Source organism: Amycolatopsis sp. NPDC114505 (assembly GCF_055633615.1).
The window spans coordinates 2,322,320-2,346,373 of the sequence record NZ_JBVKDV010000001.1 but is presented as its reverse complement, the minus strand read 5'-3'; the positions used below and the strand labels follow the sequence as shown (position 1 = coordinate 2,346,373).

General features: G+C 70.8%; 24 protein-coding genes. 6 read left to right on the top strand and 18 right to left on the bottom strand.

What is annotated here, in order from left to right; translation table 11 throughout:
• Nucleotides 1-24: 24 nt before the first annotated feature.
• Entirely contained in the window at nt 25-987 is a 963-nt protein-coding gene (locus tag ACZ7OU_RS11750) for a zinc-dependent alcohol dehydrogenase (protein WP_470255039.1), read from the bottom strand.
• Nucleotides 988-1,065: 78 nt separating this feature from the next.
• Between ACZ7OU_RS11750 and ACZ7OU_RS11745 the strand changes: the two genes are divergently transcribed.
• Complete coding sequence (locus ACZ7OU_RS11745; protein WP_470255038.1) at nt 1,066-1,824, top strand: CDP-alcohol phosphatidyltransferase family protein; 759 nt, start codon at nt 1,066-1,068, stop codon at nt 1,822-1,824.
• 6 nt (nt 1,825-1,830) lie between these two features.
• On the opposite strand, the gene ACZ7OU_RS11740 is transcribed toward ACZ7OU_RS11745, so the two are convergent.
• The 3 genes from ACZ7OU_RS11740 to ACZ7OU_RS11730 form a co-directional block, all read right to left on the bottom strand.
• Nucleotides 1,831-2,790, bottom strand: coding sequence for a DNA polymerase domain-containing protein (locus tag ACZ7OU_RS11740; RefSeq protein ID WP_470255037.1), 960 nt, complete (start codon nt 2,788-2,790; stop codon nt 1,831-1,833).
• A gap of 48 nt (nt 2,791-2,838) precedes the next feature.
• Nucleotides 2,839-3,636: an oxygenase MpaB family protein gene (locus ACZ7OU_RS11735; protein WP_470255036.1), complete on the bottom strand. Its 798-nt coding sequence runs from the start codon at nt 3,634-3,636 to the stop codon at nt 2,839-2,841.
• A gap of 409 nt (nt 3,637-4,045) precedes the next feature.
• Entirely contained in the window at nt 4,046-4,924 is an 879-nt protein-coding gene (locus tag ACZ7OU_RS11730; protein WP_470241989.1) for a LysR family transcriptional regulator, read from the bottom strand.
• Between the two features lie 70 nt (nt 4,925-4,994).
• Between ACZ7OU_RS11730 and ACZ7OU_RS11725 the strand changes: the two genes are divergently transcribed.
• Nucleotides 4,995-6,266: an FAD-binding oxidoreductase gene (locus ACZ7OU_RS11725; RefSeq protein WP_470255035.1), complete on the top strand. Its 1,272-nt coding sequence runs from the start codon at nt 4,995-4,997 to the stop codon at nt 6,264-6,266.
• A 4-nt stretch (nt 6,267-6,270) separates the two neighbouring features.
• On the opposite strand, the gene ACZ7OU_RS11720 is transcribed toward ACZ7OU_RS11725, so the two are convergent.
• Entirely contained in the window at nt 6,271-6,693 is a 423-nt protein-coding gene (locus ACZ7OU_RS11720; protein ID WP_470241991.1) for a nitroreductase family deazaflavin-dependent oxidoreductase, read from the bottom strand.
• Between the two features lie 104 nt (nt 6,694-6,797).
• Between ACZ7OU_RS11720 and ACZ7OU_RS11715 the strand changes: the two genes are divergently transcribed.
• On the top strand, nt 6,798-7,262 hold the full coding sequence (locus ACZ7OU_RS11715) for a MarR family winged helix-turn-helix transcriptional regulator (protein ID WP_470241992.1): 465 nt from the start codon (nt 6,798-6,800) through the stop codon (nt 7,260-7,262).
• A 1-nt stretch (nt 7,263) separates the two neighbouring features.
• On the opposite strand, the gene ACZ7OU_RS11710 is transcribed toward ACZ7OU_RS11715, so the two are convergent.
• From ACZ7OU_RS11710 to ACZ7OU_RS11700, 3 genes are all read right to left on the bottom strand, one after another.
• Nucleotides 7,264-7,623 carry a PLDc N-terminal domain-containing protein gene (locus ACZ7OU_RS11710; RefSeq protein ID WP_470241993.1) on the bottom strand — a complete coding sequence of 120 codons (360 nt, stop codon included), beginning with the start codon at nt 7,621-7,623 and terminating at the stop codon, nt 7,264-7,266.
• Between the two features lie 60 nt (nt 7,624-7,683).
• Nucleotides 7,684-8,274 carry a cytochrome P450 family protein gene (locus ACZ7OU_RS11705; RefSeq protein ID WP_470255034.1) on the bottom strand — a complete coding sequence of 197 codons (591 nt, stop codon included), beginning with the start codon at nt 8,272-8,274 and terminating at the stop codon, nt 7,684-7,686.
• Nucleotides 8,275-8,384: 110 nt separating this feature from the next.
• Complete coding sequence (locus ACZ7OU_RS11700) at nt 8,385-9,059, bottom strand: GNAT family N-acetyltransferase (RefSeq protein ID WP_470255033.1); 675 nt, start codon at nt 9,057-9,059, stop codon at nt 8,385-8,387.
• Between the two features lie 145 nt (nt 9,060-9,204).
• Between ACZ7OU_RS11700 and ACZ7OU_RS11695 the strand changes: the two genes are divergently transcribed.
• Nucleotides 9,205-10,047 carry a PaaX family transcriptional regulator gene (locus ACZ7OU_RS11695; RefSeq protein WP_470241996.1) on the top strand — a complete coding sequence of 281 codons (843 nt, stop codon included), beginning with the start codon at nt 9,205-9,207 and terminating at the stop codon, nt 10,045-10,047.
• On the opposite strand, the gene ACZ7OU_RS11690 is transcribed toward ACZ7OU_RS11695, so the two are convergent.
• On the bottom strand, nt 10,034-10,429 hold the full coding sequence (locus ACZ7OU_RS11690) for a RidA family protein (RefSeq protein WP_470241997.1): 396 nt from the start codon (nt 10,427-10,429) through the stop codon (nt 10,034-10,036). The genes ACZ7OU_RS11695 and ACZ7OU_RS11690 overlap by 14 nt on opposite strands.
• 67 nt (nt 10,430-10,496) lie before the next feature.
• Here ACZ7OU_RS11690 and ACZ7OU_RS11685 point away from each other — a divergent pair, with 67 nt between their 5' ends.
• Both ACZ7OU_RS11685 and ACZ7OU_RS11680 read left to right on the top strand, forming a co-directional pair.
• Nucleotides 10,497-12,839 carry a bifunctional salicylyl-CoA 5-hydroxylase/oxidoreductase gene (locus ACZ7OU_RS11685; protein ID WP_470255032.1) on the top strand — a complete coding sequence of 781 codons (2,343 nt, stop codon included), beginning with the start codon at nt 10,497-10,499 and terminating at the stop codon, nt 12,837-12,839.
• Nucleotides 12,836-14,002 carry an acyl-CoA dehydrogenase family protein gene (locus tag ACZ7OU_RS11680; protein WP_470255031.1) on the top strand — a complete coding sequence of 389 codons (1,167 nt, stop codon included), beginning with the start codon at nt 12,836-12,838 and terminating at the stop codon, nt 14,000-14,002. The genes ACZ7OU_RS11685 and ACZ7OU_RS11680 overlap by 4 nt, the downstream gene beginning before the upstream one ends.
• Here ACZ7OU_RS11680 and ACZ7OU_RS11675 read toward each other — a convergent pair.
• The 9 genes from ACZ7OU_RS11675 to ACZ7OU_RS11635 all read right to left on the bottom strand — a co-directional run bounded on the left by ACZ7OU_RS11675 (nt 13,947) and on the right by ACZ7OU_RS11635 (nt 24,023).
• Nucleotides 13,947-14,573: a DUF2306 domain-containing protein gene (locus ACZ7OU_RS11675; protein ID WP_470255916.1), complete on the bottom strand. Its 627-nt coding sequence runs from the start codon at nt 14,571-14,573 to the stop codon at nt 13,947-13,949. The two genes, ACZ7OU_RS11680 and ACZ7OU_RS11675, sit on opposite strands and share 56 nt — an antisense overlap.
• A gap of 44 nt (nt 14,574-14,617) precedes the next feature.
• On the bottom strand, nt 14,618-15,337 hold the full coding sequence (locus ACZ7OU_RS11670) for a DUF2306 domain-containing protein (RefSeq protein WP_470255030.1): 720 nt from the start codon (nt 15,335-15,337) through the stop codon (nt 14,618-14,620).
• A gap of 124 nt (nt 15,338-15,461) precedes the next feature.
• Complete coding sequence (locus ACZ7OU_RS11665) at nt 15,462-16,865, bottom strand: GH1 family beta-glucosidase (protein WP_470255029.1); 1,404 nt, start codon at nt 16,863-16,865, stop codon at nt 15,462-15,464.
• Nucleotides 16,866-16,906: 41 nt separating this feature from the next.
• Nucleotides 16,907-17,902, bottom strand: a complete 996-nt coding sequence (locus tag ACZ7OU_RS11660; protein WP_470255028.1) for an ABC transporter ATP-binding protein — start codon at nt 17,900-17,902, stop codon at nt 16,907-16,909.
• Complete coding sequence (locus tag ACZ7OU_RS11655) at nt 17,899-18,882, bottom strand: ABC transporter permease (RefSeq protein ID WP_470242003.1); 984 nt, start codon at nt 18,880-18,882, stop codon at nt 17,899-17,901. Before ACZ7OU_RS11655 ends, ACZ7OU_RS11660 begins: the two co-directional genes overlap by 4 nt.
• 1 nt (nt 18,883) lies before the next feature.
• A complete protein-coding gene (locus tag ACZ7OU_RS11650) occupies nt 18,884-19,864 on the bottom strand; it encodes an ABC transporter permease (RefSeq protein WP_470242004.1) in 981 nt (326 codons plus the stop codon).
• A complete protein-coding gene (locus ACZ7OU_RS11645; protein ID WP_470255915.1) occupies nt 19,861-20,877 on the bottom strand; it encodes an ABC transporter ATP-binding protein in 1,017 nt (338 codons plus the stop codon). Before ACZ7OU_RS11645 ends, ACZ7OU_RS11650 begins: the two co-directional genes overlap by 4 nt.
• Nucleotides 20,878-20,955: 78 nt before the next feature.
• Nucleotides 20,956-22,629, bottom strand: a complete 1,674-nt coding sequence (locus tag ACZ7OU_RS11640; protein ID WP_470242005.1) for an ABC transporter substrate-binding protein — start codon at nt 22,627-22,629, stop codon at nt 20,956-20,958.
• A gap of 206 nt (nt 22,630-22,835) precedes the next feature.
• On the bottom strand, nt 22,836-24,023 hold the full coding sequence (locus tag ACZ7OU_RS11635; protein ID WP_470255027.1) for an ROK family transcriptional regulator: 1,188 nt from the start codon (nt 24,021-24,023) through the stop codon (nt 22,836-22,838).
• Nucleotides 24,024-24,054 lie beyond the last annotated feature (31 nt).

The following is a 24,054-nucleotide window of genomic DNA, read 5'->3' as shown; positions in this document are numbered from 1 at the left end:
TCCGATGCGTTCGGGTGGACGTGGTCACTGCGGCTGATACATGACACGGAGGCAGAGGGCGGAAAGTTCATTCGCGGACAGCCGGGGTAGCACGGACGGAAGATCTTCAAACACGCACTCGCCGCTGACCAGCGCTTCGAAGGCCGGATCGGCGAGCAGCTCGAGGGCGAGGCCGAGCCGCTGGGCGTAGTCGCGGTCGGGCCGCGCGACCGTCCCGACCTGGCTGCTGCGGATGGTCAGCCGGCGCGAGTGGAAGTTCTCGCCGAGCGGCACGCTGACCCGGCGGTCGCCGTACCAGGACAGCTCGACGACCTCGCCCTCCGGCGCGAGGAGCTCCAGCGCTTTGGCCAGGCCCGCCTCGGACGCGCTCGCGTGCACGACGAGGTCGCAGCCGTCTTTCGCGGCTTCCGGCGTCGAGAAGTCGACCCCGAGGGCGTCGGCGATCCCGGCCCGCGAAGGGTCGACGTCGATCAGCTGCACGCGGGTGGCGGGGAAGCCCTGGAGCAGCTTCGCGACGCTGCAGCCGACCATGCCGGCGCCGATCACCGCGATCCGGTCGCCGAGCTTCGGCTTCGCGTCCCAGACGGCGTTGACCGCGGTCTCGACGGTGCCGGCGAGGATCGCGCGGCCGGGCGGGACGGCGTCCGGCACCGGCGTGACGGCGCTCGCGGGGACGACGTACGCGGTCTGGTGCGGGTAGAGGCAGAAGACGGTCTTGCCCTTGAGCTCGGCCGGGCCGTGCTCGACGACGCCGACGTTGAGGTAGCCGTACTTCACCGGCCCGGGGAACTCGCCCTCCTGGAACGGCGCCCGCATGACGTCGTGCTGGTTCGCCGGGACGCCGCCGCGGAAGACGAGGGTTTCGGTGCCGCGGGAGACGCCGGAGAAGAGCGTGCGGACGCGCACTTCGCCATCTCGCGGCTCGCGCAAGGTCACGGAACGGAGGGCACCTTCGCCGGGGCTTTGAACCCAGAAAGCCTGTTCCACGTGTTCTCCCTTGCAGGCGACCGGAGGCTGGTGTCGCCGCCACCCTATGAGCACCCGTGCCGATTCGCGGAGTAAAAGATGATCAAGAACGGACTTCTCCTACGCTCGGCGGTCCCGGTGTGGGCGCTCGTCGCCGGGGCCGGCTTCCTCTCCCCGATCGCCTGGGCGACCGGGACCGTGTACGGCCTCGCGCTGGTACTGCTGACGGGCTGGGGCCTGCGGCAGAGCGGCCGCGGCAAGTTCGGGCCCGCGGACTGGATCACGTTCGCCCGTGCGGTCCTCGTGGGCGGCGCGGCCGAGCTGATCGCCGACGGCGGTCACCCGCTCTGGGTGCTGGTCGGGCTGGTCGCGGTGGCACTGGCGATGGACGGTTTCGACGGCCAGGTCGCCCGCCGCACGGGCACGGCGTCGGAGTTCGGCGCGCGGTTCGACATGGAGGTCGACGCGTTCCTGATCCTGCTGCTCTGCATCCAGGTGTCCCGCACGCTGGGGCTGTGGGTGCTGGCGATCGGCCTGATGCGGTACGCGTTCGTGGCCGCGTCGTGGGCACTGCCGTGGCTGACGGCGCCGCTGTACCCGAGCATGGCCCGCAAGACGGTGGCCGCGGTGCAGGGCGTGGTGCTGGTCGTGGCGGTTTCCGGGATCTTCCCGTTCGCGGTGACGTTCGGCCTGGTCGTGGCGGCGCTGGTGGCGCTGGTGTGGTCGTTCGGCCGGGACACGGTGTGGCTGGCCCGCCACCGCGTGGCGGCGGAGCCGGGCCGGATCGTGGAGATCACCCGCGCGACGCTGCGCCGCCCGCACGGCCCGGCTTGGCGGGGCCACAACCAGGCGGCTTGACGGCCCTCAGCCGGACTCGCGGGCGGCCTTGGCCCGGCGTTTGCCCTCGTGCATCGCCAGCACCCGGGCGATCGGGATGGTGTGCCCCTCCGCCACCAGGTCCTCGGGCAGCACGAACGGCTCGGGCATCTCCGCCGTCCAAGCGTCCTCGCCATCACCCAGCAACTCCGGCGCCGTGTGCACTGTGAAGTCCCCCGGCTTGACGCCGTCCAGGTCGGCCCAGCGGACCGGGAACGACACCGGCGCGCCCGGCCGGTGGCGGGGGCTGTAGACCGACACCACCGTCGCGCCGCCCGCCCGGGTCGAATCCAGGAACACCTTGCCCTCGCGGCGGTCCTTCACGAACTCCGTCGTCCCCAGCGAGGGGTCGATGCGCTCGGCGCGGGCCGCGATCGCCCGCGTCGCCGCCGCGATGTCCTCCATCGACTGACCCGGCGCCAGCGGCACGAAGATGTGGACGCCCTTGGAGCCGCTCGTCTTGAGCGCGCCGTCGAGCCCGTCCTTGTGCAGCGCTTCGCGCACCAGCGAAGCGGCCCCGATGGCGAGGGAGAACGGCCCGTCGGCGGGCGGGTCCAGGTCGAGGATCAGGTGGGTCGGCCCGTGCGACGGGTCGCCGCGGTGGAGCGACGTGTGGAACTCGATCGCCCGCTGGTTGCCGAACCAGATCAGCGTGCGGAGGTCGTTGCAGAGCGCGTACGAGACGTCCCGCTTGGACGTCTCGGCCCACACCGAGACCCGCTCGACCCAGTCCGGGGTGTACTTCGGCAGGTTCTTCTGCATGAACGGGCCCTGCCCGCGCAGCACCCGCAGCACGGTCAGCAGCCGGTCGCGCAGCTCCGGGAGCATCCGGTCGGCGACGGCTTCGAGGTAGTCGAGCCACTCCCGCTTGGTCACCCCCGCGTCGGGGAAGACCTCCTGGTCGAGACTGCTCAGCTTGACGCCGTGGCGGACCTCGTCGCTGCTCATCGGCCCACCTTCGCGCCCGCGCGCGAAGCGGTCAACTCTCTGCGAGCCTCAGACCAGCGGACGTCCGGTGCGCAAGCGGCGGCGCAGGTCCCAGAGGCAGAGGTTGAACGGGAACCGCCGCACCGCCGCCGGCAGCACGCGGGTCACCCGGCCGAGCGCGGCGAGGAACGCGTCGAACCGGCGCTGGTCGGCGGCCGTCCACGGCAGGCGCATCTCGTCGCGGAAGCGCTGTGGGAGGAAGCCCGTCGTGACGAAGCGGTGGAACCGCCGGCCCGGAGCGGCGACCGCCGGGTGCAGGAACCGCAGGTCGACGATGTCGGTGAGGTAGCGGCGGACGGTGTCGTCGACGCTGACCTCGGCGAGCCCGGCCGCCCAGTACTCCTCGAAGGCCGCGCGGTCGGCGGGCCACATCTCCGGGTGGACCTGCAACGTCGTGCCGAGCGCCGCGGCCTCGCCGTAGAAGTCCGCCGGCTCGCCGCCGACGAACGCGAGGTAGACGTCCTCGAAGCCCTTGTAGAGGCAGGCGGCGACCCACAGCTGGAGATCGGTGTCGAAGGCGTCGTAGGCGACGGGGCTTTCGGCGTTCGAGTGCACCTGGGCGTGGGCCCGGTTCACGCCACGCCGGTAGGCGGCGCGCTCGGCCTCGGTCCCCATGGTGGCGACGGCGAGGTAGGTCAACGTGGTCCGCGTCCGCTTCGCCGGGTGGCGGAAGAGGTTCCCGCTGTCGACCTTGCTCTCGAGCACGCCGTACCCGACGGGGGCGCGGGAGAGCTGCATGATCACGTTCGCGCTGCCGGCGAGCAGCCCGGCACCGACGACAGCGTCCTGGAGCGCGGTGTCCGTCACGCCCTCCAGGGAACGACACTGTTGACGACGTGTCAAGAACGGTAGCTCGCCCGGGCGAACATCGTCAGCGCTGGGCCGCCCACCGCCCCTAACGGGCGACCACGCAAGGCAGCGCCGATCGACCGCTCTCGAGCGCGGTAGCTCACCCGCGGGCGTCGGCCTGCCGCCCCGGCGATCGCGCGCCACCACCAACACCGCGTGCCGCCGCCCGACCTCAAGAGCGGTAGCTCGCCCGGGCGAACGCCGCCGGCGCCGGGGCAGCTGCCCCGGCAATCGCACGCAACCACCAGCATCGCGTGCGCCGCCCACCCTTGAGCGCGGTAGCCCACCCGCTCGGACGCCGCCGGCGCCGGGCCTGCCGCCCCGGCAATCGCGCGCAACCACCAGCACCGCGTGCCGCCGCCCGACCTCAAGAGCGGTAGCTCGCCCGGGCGAACGCGATCAGGGCCCGCGCGGCCGGGCTCAACGGGCCGTCGGTGCGCCACGCCAGCGCCAGCACGCCGCGCAGTCCCGGCCCCGCGATCGTGACGACCCGCAGCTCCGCCTCGTGGTAGCGGGCCAGCGACTCCGGCACCACCGCCACCCCCAGCCCCCGCTTCGCGAGCTGCACCAGGACGTTCGGGTCGGCCGCCTCGAACGCGATCCGCGGCGTCAGCCCTTCGCGCGCGAACGCGGCGTCCAGCGCCGTGCGCAGCCCCGTCCCCTTCGGCAACGCCATCAGCGGCGGCCCGGCCAGGTCGGCGATCGCGACCTCGGCGTGCTCGGCCAGCAACCCCGAAGTCACCGCCACGAACGGCTCGTCGATCAGCACCTGCGTCGCGATGCCGGGCGGCGGCTCGGTCGACAGGCCGACCACCGCCAGGTCGAGCCGGCCTTCGCGCAGGGCCGCCAGCATCGTGTCCGAGTTCGCCTCGGACAGCGTGATCTCGACCGCCGGGTAGCGCTCGTGGAAGCGGGCGAGCAGGTCGGGCAGCTTCACCGGGCCCGCCGACGTCACCGCGCCGATCGCGACCTGGCCGCGGACCAGCCCGGCCAGCTCGTCGACGGCTTCGCGGACGCCCTTCACCGCGGCGAGAGCCGCACGCGCGTGGGGCAGCGCCGCGGCGCCGACGTCGGTGAGCCGGACCGTGCGGCCCGACCGGTCGAGGAGCTCCTGCCCCAGCTCGCGCTCGAGTCGTTTGACCTGCGCGCTCACCCCAGGCTGGGCGACGTGCAGCCGTTCCGCCGCCCGCGTGAAGTTGCCCTCCTCGGCGACTGCGACGAAGTACGCGAGCTGGTGCAGTTCCATAAGCACTGATTCTAGCTACGAGATAATTTAGATCTTGGACTTCTGGCGACCGCGGCTCGAAGCTGAAGACATGCAGACATTCCGACCCGGCCAGGACGGTTACGCCGAAGAGATCGCCGGTTTCCAGACGTCCGTGGCCACCCGACCCGCGGTGGTCGTCGCCGCCGAGACCGCCGACGACGTCGTCGCCGCGGTGAAGTACGCCGCCGAGCACGACCTGTCCGTCTCCGTCCAGGCCACTGGACACGGCTTGACCGCCGGCACCGACGGCCTGCTGATCAGCACCCGCCGGATGACCGACGTCAAGATCGACGGAGACGTCGCCCGGGTCGGCGCCGGCGTCCGCTGGGGCGCGGTGATCGAGGCCGCCGCGAAGCACGGGCTGGCCCCGTTGAGCGGCTCGTCGCCCGACGTCGGCGTCGTCGGCTACACGCTCAGCGGCGGCTTCGGGCTGATGGCGCGGCGGTTCGGCCGCGCAGCCGACCACGTGCGCGCGATCGACGTCGTCACCCCCGGCGGCGAGCTCCGCACGGTGACGCCGGGGTCCGAGCTGTTCTGGGCGCTGCTCGGCGGCCGCGCCGGCTTCGGCGTCGTGACGGCGCTGGAGTTCGGCCTGGTTCCGGTGGCCGAGCTGTACGGCGGCGGCCTGTACTTCGACACCGCGGACCTGCCGGCGGTGCTGCGCGCGTGGCGGACGTGGGCGATGACCGTGCCCGACGAGCTGACGACGTCGATCGCCGTGGTCCCGATGCCCGACCTGCCGTTCCTGCCGGAACCGATCCGCGGGAAGCACGTCGCGAACATCCGGATCGCCTACCTCGGCGACGACGGCGACTCGGTGGTGGCGCCGCTGCGAGCCGCCGCGCCGGTGCTGCTGGACACGCTGAAGCGGTTGCCGTACACGGATTCGGGGTCGATCGCGAGCGACCCGCCGCACCCGCACCCCTACCACGGGACGAACGCGACGGTGGAGGTGCTGAACGACGGGATGCTGAGGTCGATCCTCGAGCACGCCGGCCCGGGCGCGCCGGTGGAGACGGTGCTGATCATCGACCGCCTCGGCGGCGAGCTGGCTCGCCGCGCCACGGACGGCGTCGGCTGGGACTCGGCGGCGGAGTTCGTGGTGCGGGCGCTGTCGGTGGTCGAGGACAGCGTCGAGCCGATCCGCCGAGCGCACGCGAAGCTGTTCGACGCGCTGGCGCCGTGGTCGACGGGACGGCTGCTGCCGTTCCTCTACGGCGAGCACTCCGCCGCGGAACTGGCGGCGGCCTTCCCCGCCGGGGACGTCGCCCGGCTGAAGCAGCTCAAGGCGAAGTACGACCCGGCGGGGAGGTTCGGCTGAAGCCTCAGCGCTCGAAGACGACGATCGGGATGAGCCGCGTGGTCTTCGTCTCGTACTCGGCGAAGCCCTCGGCGTGCGCGACCATGCCGGCGTAGAGGCGGTCGCGCTCGGCGCGGTCCTCGATCACGGTGGCGGTGGCCTCGAAGGTCTCGGTGCCGACCTCGATGGTGACCTTCGGGTTGGCGACGAGGTTGTGGAACCAGGCCGGGTTCTTCGGGGCGCCACCCATGGACGCGGCGACGACGAGCTTGTCGCCGTCACGGGTGTAGACCAGCGGCGAGAGGCGTGCCTGCCCGCTCTTCGCGCCGATCGTGGTGAGCAGGAGCACGTTCTTGCCCTCGAAGTAGTTGCCGACCTTGCCCCCGTTGGCCCGGAACTCCTCGACGACCTGGGTGTTGAAGTCGTTCATGTCGGCTGGCGTAGTCATGGGATCCCCTGTTTCTGGCCGGTACGCTCGTTCGTGCCCCGAGGTAGGCTCGGGAGACGAGAAGCGTTTGCTTTGCAAACAAAGCTACCGACGGGAGGTGACCGGTGTCAACGCAGGGCGGGTTGAGCCTGGAAGACGGCGTGCGCAGGCTCCTGCTGCTGATGCCGCGCCTGGTCGGCCGCGCGAAGCGGACACCGGTCCCCGTCGAGCTGAACGGCTGCGCGCTCGCGCCGCGGCACCTGTCGCTGCTGTCGATCCTGCTGTTCGACGGTCCTATGACGGTGACCGAGCTGGCGGGACGCCTGGAGGTCGCCCCGACGACGGCGAGCCTGATGGTCGGCGACCTGAGCCGTCAGGGCGTGCTGAACCGCGACGAGGACCCGGCGGACCGCCGCCGCACGATCGTGAGCATCACCCCGGAGCGGCGCCCGGCGGTGGACGCGTGGCTGGCCCGCGGCGCGCAGGCGTGGAGCAACGCGCTGGCGCCGCTGACGCCGGCCGAGCGTCAGCTGGTGATCTCGACGCTGGAGGCCTACGAACACGGCACCTGCGAAGGCCCCGTCTGCTAGCTCAGTCCTCGGTGCCCTTGTCCCGGGCCAGCTTCCGCTGCGCCTCCGCGCGCTCGCGGCACTTGCGCAGGAACTCGTCGTCGTCGTCCGCGCTGCCGGCCGCGAACCGGCCCGGACGGTCGTACTCCGGGTACGCCGGGGCGTTCCGCTCGTACGGGCCGCGCGCCCGCGTCACCTGCTGCGGCCGCCCCGCGACCAGCCAGATGATCGAGCCGACCAGCGGCAGCACCAGCACGACGAGCAGCCACAGGCCCTTCGGCAGGTTGCGGCAGGACGACTCGTCCGTCGTGATCACGTCGACCAGGCAGAAGATCCACAGCCCGAGCGTGACGATGCCCAGCAATCCATCGAAATACAGCATTCCGCGCGCCTTCCCCCAAGAAGATGAACGCGGTAAGTAGTAGCAGAACCCCGCCGCGGGTCAGCCGCGGGTCGCCCGCAGCGCGCCGGTCGCGAGCGCGATCGCGTGTGCCGGCCCCGGGCATTCGCGCGCGCCCGCCCCGAACGGCCTTCCGGCCAGCGGCACCAAGACGTCTTCGCCGCCGACCCGGCGCCGGGTGTGCGACACGGGCGGGTCCGCGTCCAGCACTTCCGCCACCGCGTCCTCGGGCGTTTTTCCCTTTCGCACCAGCGGAATCGCGGTGCCGATCAGCTTGGCCGTGGCTTCGCAGGCCTGGATCAGCAGGCCGATCCGCGCGGCGACGACCTCGTCGGTGGTCCCCCCGCACGCCGCGACCAGCCGTCCCAGCGCGGCTTCGGCTTCGGTGTTGCCTTCGGACGGCGTCACGTGCGGGTGGTAGACGGCCGCGACCGCCACGACGTCCGAAGGCACCACCGGCAGGCCCAGCTCGCCCGCCAGCACGCCGATGACGACCGAGCGGGCGTCGCCGGCCGTCTCGGATGCTTTGCGCCGCAACACTTCTGGATCGACGTCGGCCAGGAGCGACACGGCGAGCGCCCGCCGCCGGGCGTGGTCCGTGCCATTGCTGAACCGGCTGACCGAAGCTCGCAACCAGGCGACGCTCCCTGGAACGACATCAGCGGGCACCGGCGGAACGGGAGCGGAAAGCGAAGTCATGCGGCGAAGGTAGCCACGGGAAACGTCGGCGGCGGCCGAAGTGTCTACAGCAGCGAAGTCGGGAACCAGTTCGCCTGCGGACCACCGCAGCGCGTGGTCCGCGGGACGGCGTGCTGGAACCACCAGGCCTCGGTGACGCGGCCGTCCGGCAGCCGGTACGTCGGCGGCCCGGCGACGCGGGCGAGGCCGGCTGCGAGCAGCGACCGCGCGCTCGCGACGTTGCCGACCTCGGCACCGGCCCGCACGCGCGGCAGGCCGAGGTGCTCGTGCGCGAGGGTCAGCCCGGCCGCGAACAGCACCCGGCCGTTGCCGCGCCCGCGGTAGTCCGGCGCGAGGTAGCCGCCGGTCTCGGGGCCGCCGTCCTCCCCGGTGTGCACGCTCACCAGCCCGACGCACCGGTTGGCCTCGACGTCGATCATCACGAGGTCGAGCGACTGCGGATCGGGCGAAACCCAGTCCGGCCCGGTCCCGGGCACGACGCGCAGCGCATCGGCCCGCGCCGACTTGGCCACGATCGAGTCCTGCTGCCAGCCGAGCCACCGCTGGGCGGCGGGATCACTACCGCAGGCAACGGCGGCGGCGTACTCCCAGGCGGTCGGCGTCCGGAACAGGAAACGCCCCCGACGCAGCACGTGGCCCTGCCGGTCGCAGGTCCGCTTGGTCATCAGACGCCCGCGGCGGGTGAGCCGGTCGAAGATCCCCTTGGTGGCTGGCAGCATCGCGGCGAAATCGTAGCGGAGCGATCGCCGCGGGAGGCGCGGAACATCGACGTCGTCGACCCCGGGCGGCCGGCTGAGGTCCCGGCGAGCCGCCGACCTCAAAACGTGTTCTCCCAGGTTGCCCCGGGTTCGTTATTGTGGCCCGATGACGGCCGTACCCGAGGCAACCGAACTGGACGGCTCCGGCCGTGCGGCCCAGCCTCGACAGCTCATCGTGACGGTGTACGGCCTCTACTCACGCACCGAAGGCGGCTGGCTCTCGGTCGCTTCGCTGATCGACCTCCTGGCCGCCGTCGGTGTCGACGAGCCCGCCGTGCGCTCCTCCATTTCCCGGCTGAAGCGGCGCGGGATCCTCGAAGCCGTGCGCCGCGGGGCGACCGCCGGTTACGAGCTGTCCGACGACGCGCGCGAGATCCTGCGTGAGGGCGATGAGCGGATCTTCCGCCGCGGGCGCGCGACCGCCGCCGACGGCTGGCTGCTCGCCGTCTTCTCGGTGCCCGAGACCGAGCGGCACAAGCGGCACCTCCTGCGCACCCAGCTCGCGCGGATGGGCTTCGGCACCGCCGCCTCCGGCGTCTGGATCGCGCCGGCGCACCTGCACGCCGCGACCGCCGAGGCGCTGACCCGGCTCGGCCTGGCCGGGTACGCCGACCTGTTCCGCGCCGACCACCTGGCCTTCGGCGACGTCCGGGCGAAGGTCCGCGACTGGTGGGACCTCGACCGGCTCGACGGGCTGTACACGACCTTCCTCGACGAGCATGGCCCCGCGCTGCGCCGCAAGTCCGGGACCGACGAGCAGGCCTTCGCCGACTACGTCCGCGTGCTGACCGGCTGGCGCCGGATGCCCTACCTCGACCCCGGCCTGCCCGCGGAGTTCCTGCCCCGCGACTGGTCGGGCATCCGCGCGGCCGAGCTGTTCTTCGAGCTGCACGCGAAGCTGGAGGGCCCGGCCCGGGCGTACGTCGCGAGGTCGATCAGCTTCGGCTGACGACCGCGAAGCCCTGCACCTCGACCAGGGCCTCTTCGTCCCAGAGCCGGTCGACGCCGATGCCGGCCATCGCCGGGTACTCGGTGCCCGCGAGGCGCTTCCAGACCCGGCCGATCTCGCGCGCGTGCGCCCGGTAGTCCGCCATGTCGACGATGTAGATCGTCACGCTGCACAGATCCTCCGGCGCACCTCCCGCCGCGCGCAGCGACGTCAGCAGGTTGCCGAGCGCGCGTTCGAACTGCTCGACCACGCCGTCGCCGACGATCTTGTTCGACGCGTCCAGCGCCGTCTGCCCGGCCAGGAAGACGACGCGCCCTTCGGCCACCACCGCGTGCGAGAACCCGGACGGCTTGCCCAGCTCCGGCGGGTTGATGCGTTCCATGCGGGACACCGTACGCCATCTATCGCGTTATTGACGGTCGTAGAGGTGACGACATACCCTGGTCGGCGTGCGTATCGCGGTCATCGGTGGCGGCCCGGCGGGTCTGTACTTCGCCGCGCTGGCGAAACAGCTCGGTCCCGGACACGAAATCACCGTCTGGGAGCGCAACGCGCCGGACGACACGTTCGGCTTCGGCGTCGTGTTCTCCGACGAGACGCTCGGCGGCATCGAGCACGCCGACGCGGCGGTGCACGAGGCGATGCGCGCCGAGTTCGCCCGCTGGGACGACATCGACGTCCACTACCGCGGCACGGTCACCACCTCGGGCGGCCACGGCTTCGCCGCGATGAGCCGCAAGCGACTGCTCGGCATCCTCCAGAACCGCTGCGCCGAGCTCGGCGTCGGACTGCGCTTCCGCGAAGAGGCGCCGGCCGACCTCTCGGGCTACGACCTGGTCATCGCCGCCGACGGCGTCAACTCCGCGGTCCGCGCGAAGCACGCCGAGACGTTCCGGCCGAGCGTCGAGACCCGCCGGTGCCGCTTCATCTGGCTGGGCACGGACCTCGTGTTCGACGCCTTCAAGTTCTACGTCCTCGAAACGCCGGCCGGGATCATGCAGATCCACGGCTACCCGTACGGCCGCGACGGCAGCACGTTCATCCTCGAGGTGCAGGAGGACGTCTGGCAGCGGACGTTCGGGCCGATCGCGGCGGCGTCGCTGCCTCCCGGCCAGAGCGACGAGAAGTCCATCGCGCTGATCCGCGAGCTGTGCGCCGACGTCCTCGGCGGACACCAGATCATGGCGAACAACTCGAAGTGGATCTCGTTCGGCACCGTCCGCTGCGAGACGTGGGTGCACGGCAACGTCGTCCTCCTCGGCGACGCCGCGCACACCGCGCACTTCTCGATCGGCTCCGGCACGAAGCTGGCGATGGAGGACGCGCTCGCGCTGGTCGCGTGCCTGCACGAAAACGACGGCGTCGCCGAGGCGCTCAAGGCGTACGAGCTGGAACGGCGCCCGGTCGTCCAGTCGACGCAGCGTGCCGCGCAGGCGAGCCTCGAGTGGTTCGAGAACATCGCGCAGTACGCCCACCAGGAGCCGCCGCAGTTCGCGTTCAACATCCTCACGCGCAGCCGCCGCGTCACCTACGACAACCTGCGCCTGCGCGACCCGGAGTTCGCGGCCGAGCTCGACCACTGGTTCGCGGCGTCGCTCGGCACGACGTCGCGGCCGCCGATGTTCCAGCCGTTCAAGCTCGGTTCGCTGGAACTGCCGAACCGGATCGTGGTGTCCCCGATGGACATGTATTCCGCTGTGGACGGTGTCCCCGGCGACTTTCACCTGGTACACCTGGGAAGCAAAGCCCTCGGCGGCGCCGGACTGGTGATGACCGAGATGGTCTGCGTCTCACCCGAAGGCCGGATCACGCCCGGATGCGGCGGGCTGTACACCGCGGAACAGGAAGCCGCCTGGAAGCGCGTCGTCGACTTCGTGCACACGCAGTCCCCCGCGCGCATCGGTGTCCAGTTGGGACACTCGGGACGCAAAGGCTCGACGAAGCTCATGTGGGACGGCATCGACGAGCCGCTCCCCGCGGACAACTGGGAAGTCTGCGCGCCTTCCGCTTTGGCGTACTCCGACCGCAACCAGATCCCGCGCGAGCTGTCCACTTCGGACATGGCGGCGATCCGCGACGAGTTCGTCGCCTGCGCCCAGGCCGCCGCCCGCGCCGGGTTCGACGTCCTCGAACTGCACTGCGCGCACGGCTATCTGCTGTCGTCGTTCCTCTCACCGCTGACGAACCAGCGCCGTGACGACTACGGCGGCTCGCTGGAGAACCGGCTGCGGTTCCCGCTCGAGGTCTTCGACGCGGTCCGCGCCGCCTGGCCCGCCGAACGCCCGACGACCGTCCGGATCTCGGCGACCGACTGGGCGGAGGGGGGCATCGACGCCGACGACGCCGTCGAGATCGCCCGCGCCTTCGCTTCCCACGGCGCGGCCGGGATCGACGTCTCGACCGGCCAGGTCGTCTGCGACGAGAAGCCGCAGTACGGCCGCAGCTACCAGACGCCGTACGCGGACCGGATCCGCAACGAGATCGGCGAGGAGTACGGCATCGCGGTGATCGCGGTCGGCGCGATCTCCTCCTACGACGACGTCAACTCGCTGATCCTGGCCGGACGTGCGGACCTCTGCGCGTTGGGTCGCACGCACCTCTACGATCCACAGTGGACGCTGCACGCGGCGGCCGAGCAGGGCTACGCGATGCCGTGGCCGAAGCCGTTCGCGGCGGGCAGCCGGAAGCCGCAGTCGGGCCGCACCGACGGCCCGGAGCCGCGACTCGACCTCGTCCGGTCGGGGCCGACCGGCACTTCCCATGCCCGCTGGCGACCGGGAGCTTCGTCATGACTTTCGCCCTCGACGCCGGCCAGCGCGCCTTCGCCGCGAACGTCCGGCGCCTGGCTGAGGACCGGTTGCGCCCGCTCGCCGAGTCCGGTGTGGAGGGTGCGGTCAACCGCCCGCTGCTCAAGGAGATGGGCGCGCTCGGCCTGCTCGCGCGGCTCTTCCCCGGCGTCGCCGAAGGAAAGCCGTCACGTCAGGCGGCCGCGACCGACCTGTGCATCCTGCGCGAGAACCTCGCCACGGTGAACACCGAAGCCGAGACAGCGTTGGCCTTGCAGGGTCTGGGAAGTTACCCGATCCTCCAGTCCGGACAGGACAGTCAGGTCGCGAAGTGGCTGCCCGCGGTGGCGGCCGGGGACGCGGTAGCGGCGTTCGCGTTGACCGAGCCGGACGCCGGGTCCGACGCGGCCGCGCTGTCACTCTCGGCGGAATCCGACGGCGACGGCTGGCGTCTCACCGGCGAGAAGATGTGGATCTCGAACGCGCCGGAAGCCGACTTCTACACGGTCTTCGCGCGCACCACGGAAGGCGCGGGTTCGCGCGGCGTCAGCGCGTTCGTCGTCCCCGCCGACCGGCCGGGACTCGGCGGCGAGCACCTGGACCTGGTCAGCCCACACCCGATCGGCACGGTGACGTTCGACGGCGTCGAGGTCCGGCGCGAGGAGCTGCTCGGGGAGGAGAACCGCGGCTTCGCGGTGGCGATGCGGACGCTGGACCTGTTCCGCCCGAGCGTCGGCGCGTTTGCCGTCGGCATGGCTCAGGCGGCGCTCGACGCCACTGTGGACTACACCGGGCAGCGGGAAGCCTTCGGTGGCCCGCTGATCAAGCAGCAGGCGGTGGCGCACGCGCTCGCCGAGATGGCCACGCGCACCGAAGCGGCCCGGCTCCTGGTCTACGCGGCGGCGGGCGCGTACGACGCCGGCGAACAGAACCTCGGCGGCCGCGCCGCGATGGCGAAGCTGTTCGCCACGGAGGCGGCCCAGTTCGTCGTCGACTCGGCGGTCCAGCTGCACGGGGCCCGCGCCTTGCGACGCGGGCACCTGCTCGAACACCTCTACCGCGAGGTCCGGGCGCCGCGCATCTACGAAGGCGCGTCGGAGATCCAGCGGACGATCATCGCACGGTGGCTGGCTTCTTCGCGGGCCGGCGGTCCAGCCACCACTGGCTGAGCAGCAGCAACGTGAGCACGCTCATCGTGCCGGCCAGCGTCGAGGCGGTCTGGAAGAGCACCGCGTCGTCGGGGTAGTGCGGGGCGAGGGCGATGAACGCGATCGGGGCGTAGACCCGGCTGAGCAAGGTGTTCATGGCCATCGCGAAGCTGCGGATCATCCACCGGCGGTGGTCGGCGTACCGGTGCTGCCGGATCGCGCGGAAGCCGGCAATGGTGAACGCGAGCCACAGCAGCGCCGCGACGACGTTCAGCACGCCGGCCGCCGGGCCGAACGGGCTGAACAGGGCGATGGTCAGCGCCATCAGCGCGGACGGGATCGCGCCGCCGAAGACGTAGACGCGGCCGATGCGGCGGTGGGCGACCGGGTGCGTGCGCCGCAGCCACGGCCAGACCTGCAGGATCACGCCGACGATGGCGATCGTGCCGAAGAGGATGTGCGCGACCAGGAACCCGTAGTGCGCGGCGAACCCCGGCGGCGCGGGGACGCGGGACTGCGCCGGATCCAGCGTGAGGTACGGCGGCACCGAGAAGGCGAGGAAGGCGGCGACCAGCAGCGCCAGCGGCGCGATCCACGGCCGCCGCCACCACGTCTTCGGCTCGGGCAGGACGGTCGTCATCGCACGCTCACCTGCTTCTTCGCGGGCCGCCGCTCCAGGATCAGCTGGCTGACGATCAGCGCGAACGCCAGCCCGCCCCAGGACGAGAGGGCTCCGACGCTCTGGCCGTAGGCGAGTTCGCTGCCGCCGAAGGTGGTCGGGATCTGCGGTTCGAGCACGATCATCGCGATCGGCGAGATCACGCGGTTGACGATGATCGAGAAGGTCAGCGTCACGCTGCGGATCATCCACTTGCGGTGGTCGCCGAAGCGACGTTCTCGTACGGCTCGCCAGCCGGCGATGGTGCACCCGATCCACAGCACCGCGGCGAGCACGTCACTGACCCGCGTGACCGGGCCGAACGGGCTCTGCGACCCGATCGTCAGCGCCATCAGCCCGGAGGGCAGCACACCGGCGAAGACGTACGCGCGGCCGGCGTAGCGGTGGACGACCGGGTGCGTCCGGCGCAGCCACGGCCAGATCTGCAGGACGGCGCCGATCATCGCGACCGAGCCGAAGATGACGTGCCCGACGAGGAACCAGTAGTGCGCCGGGAACCCCTCGGGCGCCGGCACCCGCGACTGCGCGGGGTCGAGCGCCAGGTAGGGCGGCAGCGAGAAGGAGAGGAAGGCGAGCACGACGAGGGCCAGCGGGCCGATCCAAGGCCGTCGCCACCAGGCCTTCGTGGCCTTCGTCGTCGTGCTCGGAACGGGCCTGGCCGCTGTCCGGACCGCCATGGTTCCCCCTGTCCGTGGTTCGGGATCTTGCCCGACCGACGTTAGGGGTGTTCAGGGGTTGCGAACCATGGTGCCGACCACCGGCGCGGGGGTGGGGCCTACCCCACCCCCGACCGGGTGACCGTCAGCTGCCGCGGACCCGCCGCACGGTGTCGCGGTAGAAGTAGCCGCTCTGCTTGATCGTGCGCTCCTGCGTTTCGTAGTCCACGCGGATCAAGCCGAACCTCTTCGCGTACCCGTACGCCCACTCGAAGTTGTCCAAAAGGGACCATGCGAAGTACCCGCGCACGTCCGCTCCCGCCGCACGCGCCGCCGCCACGGCCGCGATGTGCGAGGCCAGGTACGCCGTGCGCTGCTCGTCGCGGACGAAGCCGTCCGAGTCCGGGTCGTCGTCGAATGCCGAGCCGTTCTCCGTGATGTACATCGGGAGGCCCGGGTAGTCGCGGCCGAGGCGGGTCAGCAGCTCGGTGAACTTGTCCGGCAGGATCTCCCAGCCCATCGCCGTCGTCGGCTCGCCGAACGGGACCGTCCGGGAGGCCGGGACGCCCTCGTCGTCGACCGCGTTGCCGGACTCGTCCACGCCCGAGAACTGCTGGCCGAAGTAGTAGTTCACGCCGAGGAAGTCCAGCGGGGTCGAAATGACGGACAGGTCGCCGTCCTGGATCGGCAGCTTTACCCCACGCGAAGCCAGGTCCTCGACCACGTCCGCCGGGTACTCGCCGCGCACCAGCGGGTCCAGGTAGATCCGGACGCCGAGACCGTCCGCCTGACGAGCCGCGCGGACGTCCTCCGGGGAGTCCGTCGCCGGGTCGGCCGTGCACATGTTCAGCGTGATGCCGAACTCCGTGTCCGCCGGTGCGGCCTCACGCATCCGCTGCGTCGCGAGGCCGTGGCCCAGCAGCAGGTGGTGCACCGCGTGCAGCCCGGCCGTGTAGTCCCGCCGCCCCGGCGCCATCACACCGTGCACGTACCCGTGCATCGCCGAGCACCACGGCTCGTTCAGCGTCGTCCAGTGACGCACTCGATCGGAAAGCCGATCGAACACCAGCATCGCGTAGTCGGCGAACCGGTACGCCGTGTCACGCGCCGGCCAGCCGCCCGCGTCCTCCAGCTCCTGCGGCAGGTCCCAGTGGTACAGGGTCAGCCACGGCGCGATGCCGCGCTCGAGCGTCTCGTCCACCAGCCGCTCGTAGAAGCCTATGCCCGCCTCGTTGACGCCACCGCGGCCCCGCGGCTGGACGCGCGGCCACGCCACGGAGAACCGGTAGGTGTCGGCGCCCAGCTCGCCGACCAGCCCGATGTCCGCCGGCATCCGGTGGTAGTGGTCGCACGCGATGTCACCGTTGTCATTGTTGTCGATCGCCCACGGGACCTGGCAGAAAGTGTCCCAGATGGACGGTGTGCGCCCGTCTTCCGCGACCGCGCCTTCGATCTGGTACGCGGCGGTCGCCACGCCCCAGCGGAAGTCCGGCGGCAGCGTGTCGATCAGCGCCTGCTGTTCGGCGGTCGCGGCTGTGGTCTCGGTCAAGGCGGGTCTCCTCCAGGTGTACCGGACAGGACAGACGGCGTTCAGTGGGTGGTGACCGGGTGCAGGAAGCAGGCCACTTCCCGCGACGGGTCACCGCCGGGCAAGCCCAGCTCGGGCACCTTCGAGTCGCACGGCTCGAAGGCCTTGGGACACCGCGGGTGGAACGCGCAGCCGGCCGGCATGCCGCGCGTGTCCGGCGGGGAACCCGGGATCCCGGACAGCTCGCGACGCGGCCCCCGCAGGGCGGGAAACGAGTTGAGCAGGCCGAAGCTGTACGGGTGCAGCGCGTCCCGGTAGAGCGCCGACGCCGGCGCCTGCTCGACGATCCGGCCGCCGTACATGATCGCGATCCGGTCCGAGAACTCCACCAGCAGCGAAAGGTCGTGCGTGATGAACAGGACCGAGAACCCGAGCCGCTCGCGCAGTTCCACGAGCTGGCCGAGGATCTGGCGCTGCATCACGACGTCGAGCGCGGTCGTCGGCTCGTCCATGATGACGACCCGCGGCTCGAGCGCCAGCGCCATCGCGATCATCACGCGCTGGCGCATGCCGCCGGAGAGCTGGTGCGGGTACGCCTCCAGCCGGTCGGCCGAAATCCCGACCAGCTTGAGCAGGTCGCGAGCCCGCGCCACCCGGCCCGCGCGAGTCGACTTCGGCTCGTGCGCCTTGATGACGTCGACGAGCTGCGTGACGACCTTGTGCACCGGGTTCAGCGAGTTCATCGCGCCCTGGAACACGATGGACGTCTCCGCCCAGCGGAAGTCCCGCAGCTGCTTGTCGGACAGTCGAAGGACGTCGTAGGGCTCGCCGTCCGCCGGGTGGTAGATCACTTCACCGCCGCGGATCACACCCGGCGGCGCGAGCAGCCGCGTCAGCCCGTAGGCCAAAGTGGACTTCCCGCTGCCGCTTTCCCCGGCCAGGCCGAGGACTTCGCCGCGGTGCAGGGTCAGGTGCACGTCCCGGACCGCGCGCACGGCCTCGTCGCCGACGCCGTAGTCGACGTCCAGGCCCTTGATCTCCAGGACCGGGTCCATCATGGCTGTTCCTCCCGCCCGAGCACGGGCGTGAAGCCCACGCGCATGCGATGCGTCCGTCCGTCGGCGCCCTTGACGCGCGCCTTGCCGCTGCCGCGCAGCCGCGGGCTGACGAACTCGTCGATGCCGAAGTTGAGCAGGGACAACGCGGTGCCGAGGATCGCGATCGCCAAGCCGGCGGGCACGAACCACCACCACGCGCCCTGCGCGAGGGCCTGCTGGCTCTGCGCCCAGAACAGGATCGTGCCCCAGTTCCAGTTGGACAGTCCCGAGACGCCGACGAACGCGAGCGTGATCTCCGACATGACGGCGAAGATCACCGTGCCGACGAAGCTCGACGCGATCACCGCGGTCAGGTTCGGCATGATCTCGAAGAAGATGATCCGCCACGTCGACTCGCCGGTCGCGCGGGCCGCTTCGACGTATTCCCGGCCTCGCAACGAAAGTGTCTGGGCCCGCAGCACTCGCGCACCCCACGCCCACGACGTGAACCCGATGATCACCGCCACCAGGTAGTCGCCGCCGGTGGGCACCGCGCTGCCGATGATGATGATCAGCGGCAGCGCCGGGATCACCAGGAACACATTGGATAGTGCGGACAGTCCTTCACCGGGTGTGCCACCGAGATAACCGGACGTCACGCCGACGATCACGGCGAGGATCGTCGCCACGATCCCGGCGGTCAGCCCGACGAGCATGACGCTGCGCGTGCCGACCACGACCTGGCTGAAGATGTCCTGGCCGAGGTGGGTGGTGCCGAACCAGTGCCGGCCCGACGGCCCTTCCAGCAGATCGTTGCTGCGCGCCGACGGGTCGTACGGCGCGATCCACTCCCCGATGACCGCGATCAGGACGAAGAAGACGATGACGGCGAGGCCGGTGACGGTCTTGCCGCCGGTGAGGAACCGGAACCGGCGCCGGCGGGCCGGTGTGGCGACCGGCAGGGCCTGCACGGCCTTGACGTCCGCCGCGGGTACGGCCATGTCAGCCCTCCTTCCGGGTGCGGGGGTCGAGCGCGAGGTAGGCGACGTCGGCAAAGAGGTTCGCCACGAGGACCGACAGCGTGATGATCAGGAAGATGCCCTGCATCAGCGGGTAGTCCTGCGAGCCGACCGCCTGGAACAGCTGGTAGCCGACGCCCGGGTAGGAGAAGACGATCTCGACCAGCAGCGTGCCGCCGACGATGAACCCGAGGGCCAGCGCGAAGCCGGACACGCTCGGCAGCAGCGCGTTGCGGGCGGCGTACCCGACCATCACCCGGCGTTCGGGCAGGCCCTTGGCGTGCGCGACGGTGACGTAGTCCTCCGACGCGACGGTGACCATCATGTTGCGCATGCCCAGGATCCAGCTGCCCATCGAGCTGATCAGGATGGTGATCGCGGGCAGCAGGCTGTGCTGGATCGCGCTGCCGATGAACCCGCCGTCCCAGCCGGGCACCACGCCGGGGTCGTAACCGCCGGACGACGGGAAGAAGCTGCCCGGACCGGCCAGCAGCGCCAGCGCGATCAGGCCGAGCCAGAAGTACGGGATCGACGAGAGGAACGTCGTCACCGGCAGCAGGCCGTCGACCCACGAGCCGCGCTTCCAGCCGGCGACCACACCGAGCCCGGTGCCGAGCGCGAAGCCGACGATCGTGGTGATGCCGACCAGGATGATCGTCCACGGCAGACTGTCGCCGATCAGCTCCGACACCGGCGACGGGAAGAACGTGAACGAGATCCCGAGGTCACCGCGGAAGAGCTGGCCCCAGTAGTCGAAGTACTGGGAGATCAGGCTTTCGTTCTTGTCCAGGCCGAAGAGCGTGTACAGCGACTGCATCGCTTCCGCGCTGATCATGCCCTGGTTCTTGGCGATCAGCGACTGCACCGGGTCACCCGGGATCAGCCGCGGGATGAAGAAGTTGATGGTGACGGCGGCCCACGCGGTGAAGAGGTAGAAGGCCAGCCGTTGCAGCAGGAACCTCATCGGGCGGCTCCGTCGTACAGCCAGCACGCGGCCCAGTGGCCGGGCGCGTCGTCGACCTCGAACCGCGGCGGCAGGTCGGTCTTGCAGCGTTCCATCGCGACCGGGCAGCGCGGGTGGAACCGGCAGCCCGGCGGCGGGTCGATCAGGCTCGGCGGCTCGCCGGCCCCGCGCTCGGCGGGCACCTCACCGGGTGCGAGCTCGCTGTCGTCGACCTGCAGCCGGTCCGGGTCGGGCGCGGAGTCGATGAGCAGGCGCGTGTACGGGTGCGCCGGGTTCTGCGTGATGGTCTCGCTGTCGCCGCCTTCGACCATCCGGCCGGCGTACATCACCATCGTCTCGTCGGCGAAGTAGCGCGCCGACGCGATGTCGTGCGTGATGTACAGGATGGCGAGCTGCAGGCGTTCCTTGAGGTCCCGCAACAGGTTCAGCACACCGAGCCGGATGGAGACGTCCAACATGGACACCGGCTCGTCGGCCAGCAGCGCCTCCGGGTCCGCGCCGAGCGCCCGCGCGATCGCGACGCGCTGGCGCTGCCCACCGGACAGCTCGTGTGGGAACTTGTCGACGTACCGCTCGGGCGGCGTCAGCTGGACGCGGGAGAGCAGGTCGTGCAGCGACTTCTCGAGGTCGTCGCCCGCCCGGCCGTGGATCTTCAGCGCCCGCGTCAGGTGGTAGCGCACGGTGTGCACCGGGTTCAGCGACGCGAACGGGTCCTGGAAGATCATCTGGACCCGCCGGGCGTACGCGCGGAACGCCCGGCCCCGGTGGATGTTCACGGTCTCGCCGTGCAGCCGGATGTCGCCGCCGGTGCGCGGGTAGAGGCCCGCGAGCAGGCGGGCGACCGTCGACTTGCCCGAACCGGACTCCCCGACCAGCGCGGTGACCCGGCCCCGCCGGAGCGTCAAGGTCACGTCGTCGACGGCCTGGACGGCGCGGCGCGGGCCGGTGAGGGCCGCGCGCCCGCGTCGCCGGACAGGGAAGTGCTTGGTGAGGCCCGCGGCCTCGAGGACCACGGGGAGGTCCCCCTCCGACCCGACGGCGATGGGGTCGGAGGGGGACTGCTCGGTCGTTGCCACGGACTCCGCCATCGATCAGGCCGCGGGCTTCAGGTGCAGAACGATGTCGAGCGCGTTGCGCAGCGTGGGCTGCGCCGGGCCGTACGGGTTGGCCTCGTCCGGCCAGCCGACCCAGTTCTTCGTGCTGTACTCGCCACCGGAGTTGGCCGCCGAGGTCGGGACCATCGGCTGCTGGTCGATCATGATCTTCTGCAGCGTCGCCATGGCGGCGGTGCGGGCGGCGTCGTCCTCGGCGTTGGCGTAGGTCTCGAGCGCCTTGGTCGCCTCGTCGTTCTTGAAGCGGCCGTAGTTGCCGTTGATGCCACCCTGGCCGGTCGGCTTGTAGCGGCTGCCGTCCATGACGTCGCGGTACATGTCGTACGGCGTCGCACCGTCGTTGGTCCAGTGCATCAGGCCTTCGAAGTCACCGGTGTCGACCGACTTGATCCACGCGTCCTGGTTCATCTTCTCGACCGTCGCCGTGATGCCGATCTGCGACAGGTTGTCCTTGATGATCTCCAGGTCGGTGATGTAGTCCGACCAGCCGGACGGGACCGTCAGCTTGAGGGTGACCGGCTTGCCGCTCGGGTCGGCCAGCTTGTCGCCGTTGAACTTGTAGCCCGCGCCGGTGAGCAGCGACTTGGCACCCGGGACGTCGACCTGGACCGTCTGGCCCTTGTACTGCGGCGCGATGAACGGGTCGCCCGCCGGCGTCGGGATGCCGGTGACCTGGTCGTTCTTCGGGTAGAAGTAGCCGGCCTCGCCCTGGTTGAAGATGTCGTCGCGGTTGATCACCTTGCTGACCGCCTGACGCAGCTTCGCGTCGTTCCAGGGCGCCTTCTCGGTGTTGAACCACAGGCCGTGGACGGCCAGCTGCGCGGGGAACCACAGCTTGTAGTGCTGCGGGTCCTTGTTCGTGTAGACGGCCTTGTAGTTCGGGATGAAGACGAAGCTCCACTCCGACGCCCCGCTGACCAGCGCCGCGACCTGCGCGTTGTTGTCGGTGTAGGAGGTGTAGCGGATCTCCTTGACCTTCGGCGCTTCCTGCCAGTAGCCGCTGTCGCGCCGGGTGACGATCATCGTCTGCGGCGTGGCCGACTTGAGCGTGTACGGCCCGGTGCCGATCGGGTTCTTCACGGTGTCGAGCGCCGGGTCCTTGACGGACTGCCAGGCGTGCTTCGGCACGACGAGCGTCTGCAGGATCTTGACCTGGTTGACGAACTGCGAGTTGTCGAAGCCCAGCGTCACCTGGTTGCCGGCCGCGGTGATGTCCTTGTACGGGACGGCGTCGACGTTCAGCGCCTTGTTATCGCGCAGCAGCTGGAACGTGTAGGCGACGTCCTCGGCGGTCATCGGCTGGTTGTCGGAGAACTTGACGCCGTCACGGACGGTCAGGACCAGCTTCTTGTAGTTGTCCGACCAGTCCCACTTCGTCGCGAGCCACGGCTTGCCGGGTTCCTGCGGCTTGACGCGATTGAGCATGACCAGGGGCTCGTAGATCATCCACCGGTACCCCATGTTCGACAGGGCGGACGTCTCGAGGAACGGGTTGTTGTTCTCCGACTGCGGGCCGTCGGGCTTGCCCACGTTGAGCACCTGGTCCGGGTTGCTCTGAGCGGCGTTCGACGAGCTTCCGCCCGAACACGCGGTCAGGCCTCCGAGGGCCATCACGGCCACCAGCGCTGCGACGATGGAGCGCTTGACTCGCATCGTTCCTCCTAGTCATCGACGACGTGCGTAGGTGTCGACTGGTAGCGAGCCCCGACCGCCGGCGACCGAACGACGTCCCGAAGTCAACCCGGGTGACTCGGGTCACGTCAATAACACGGCGGTAACGTTTTGTACCTAAGTTTAAGTAATAAAAGAACTGGCGGTCTGGACCCGTTGGTGGCACTACTCCTTGCGACGCAAGGGAATCAGCCGGTCCGGCCCCCGTTGGCGAGCAGCTGCGCGATGGGCAGGGTGGCCGCACCGAGCGCGACCGCCTCCGGCCCGAGCCGGCCCAGGACGACCTCGGTGTGCCCGGCCAGGTAGTCGAGCGCGTGCCGGCCCACCGCGTCGCGCACCGCGGGCAGGATCGCCGGTCCCATGATCGCCCCCGCGGAGCCGGAAAGCACCACCCGATCCGGGCTGAGCAGGTTGATCAGGTTCGCGATGCCGATCCCGAGGTATTCGGCGGCCTCGGCGAGCACGTCGGCGGCCGGGCCGTCGACGGCCGCTTCGGCGACGATGTGCGCCAGTTCGACGTCGCTTTCGTCCCCGATGACCGGTTCCTTGCCGACCCGGTCGGCGTAGTGGCGGACGACCGCCTCGGTGCCGACGTAGGCCTCCAGGCAGCCGTGCGAGCCGCAGCGGCAGGCCGCACCGGCCGCCTTGACGACGGTGTGGCCCCACTCGCTGGTCGTGATGTCCGGGTGCGAGCGCCCGGCGGTCGCGACGGCGGCCCCGACCCCGACGCCGAGCAGGGCGACGATGGCGCGTTCGGCCCCCCGGCCGGCACCGCGCCAGGTCTCGGCCTGCCCGAGCGTCCGGGCGCGGTTGTCCAGGTGGAGAGGCGCTTCGATGTGCGGGTGGATCAGGTCCGCGAAGGCGACGCCGCGCCAGCCGAGGGTGGGCGCGTGGACGATCCCGCCGTCCCGGACCGCGCCGGGCACGCCGATGCCGACGCCGAACACCGCGCCCGGTTCGCCGCCTTCGAGCACTTCCGCGATGCCGGTTCGCACCAAACCAGCCACTTCGTCCGGATCCAGCCGGGTGCCGACGAGCGGGTGACGCACGGTGCCGAGCGTCCCGAGCGCACAGTCGAACAGGCCGACCTCGACGTGCGTCTCGCCGACGTCGACGCCTACGACGTGCCCGAAGTCCGGCCGCACGGCCAGCAGCGTCCGCGGCCGTCCGCCATCGGATTCGACCGATCCCGCCTCCGCGACGACGCCGTCGGCGATGAGCTCGGAGACGACGTTGGTAACGGTGGCGGCCGATAGTCCCGATTCAGCTACTAGTTCCAGTCTGCTGACGGGGCCTCGGAGGTAGAGGGAGGAGAGGAGTGCCGCGCGGTTGTGCCGCCGGAGGTCTCTGGTTGTCTGGCGTACCACCTGGGTCACCTGGGGGATTGTGCCAGAGACTGTCCGTGCG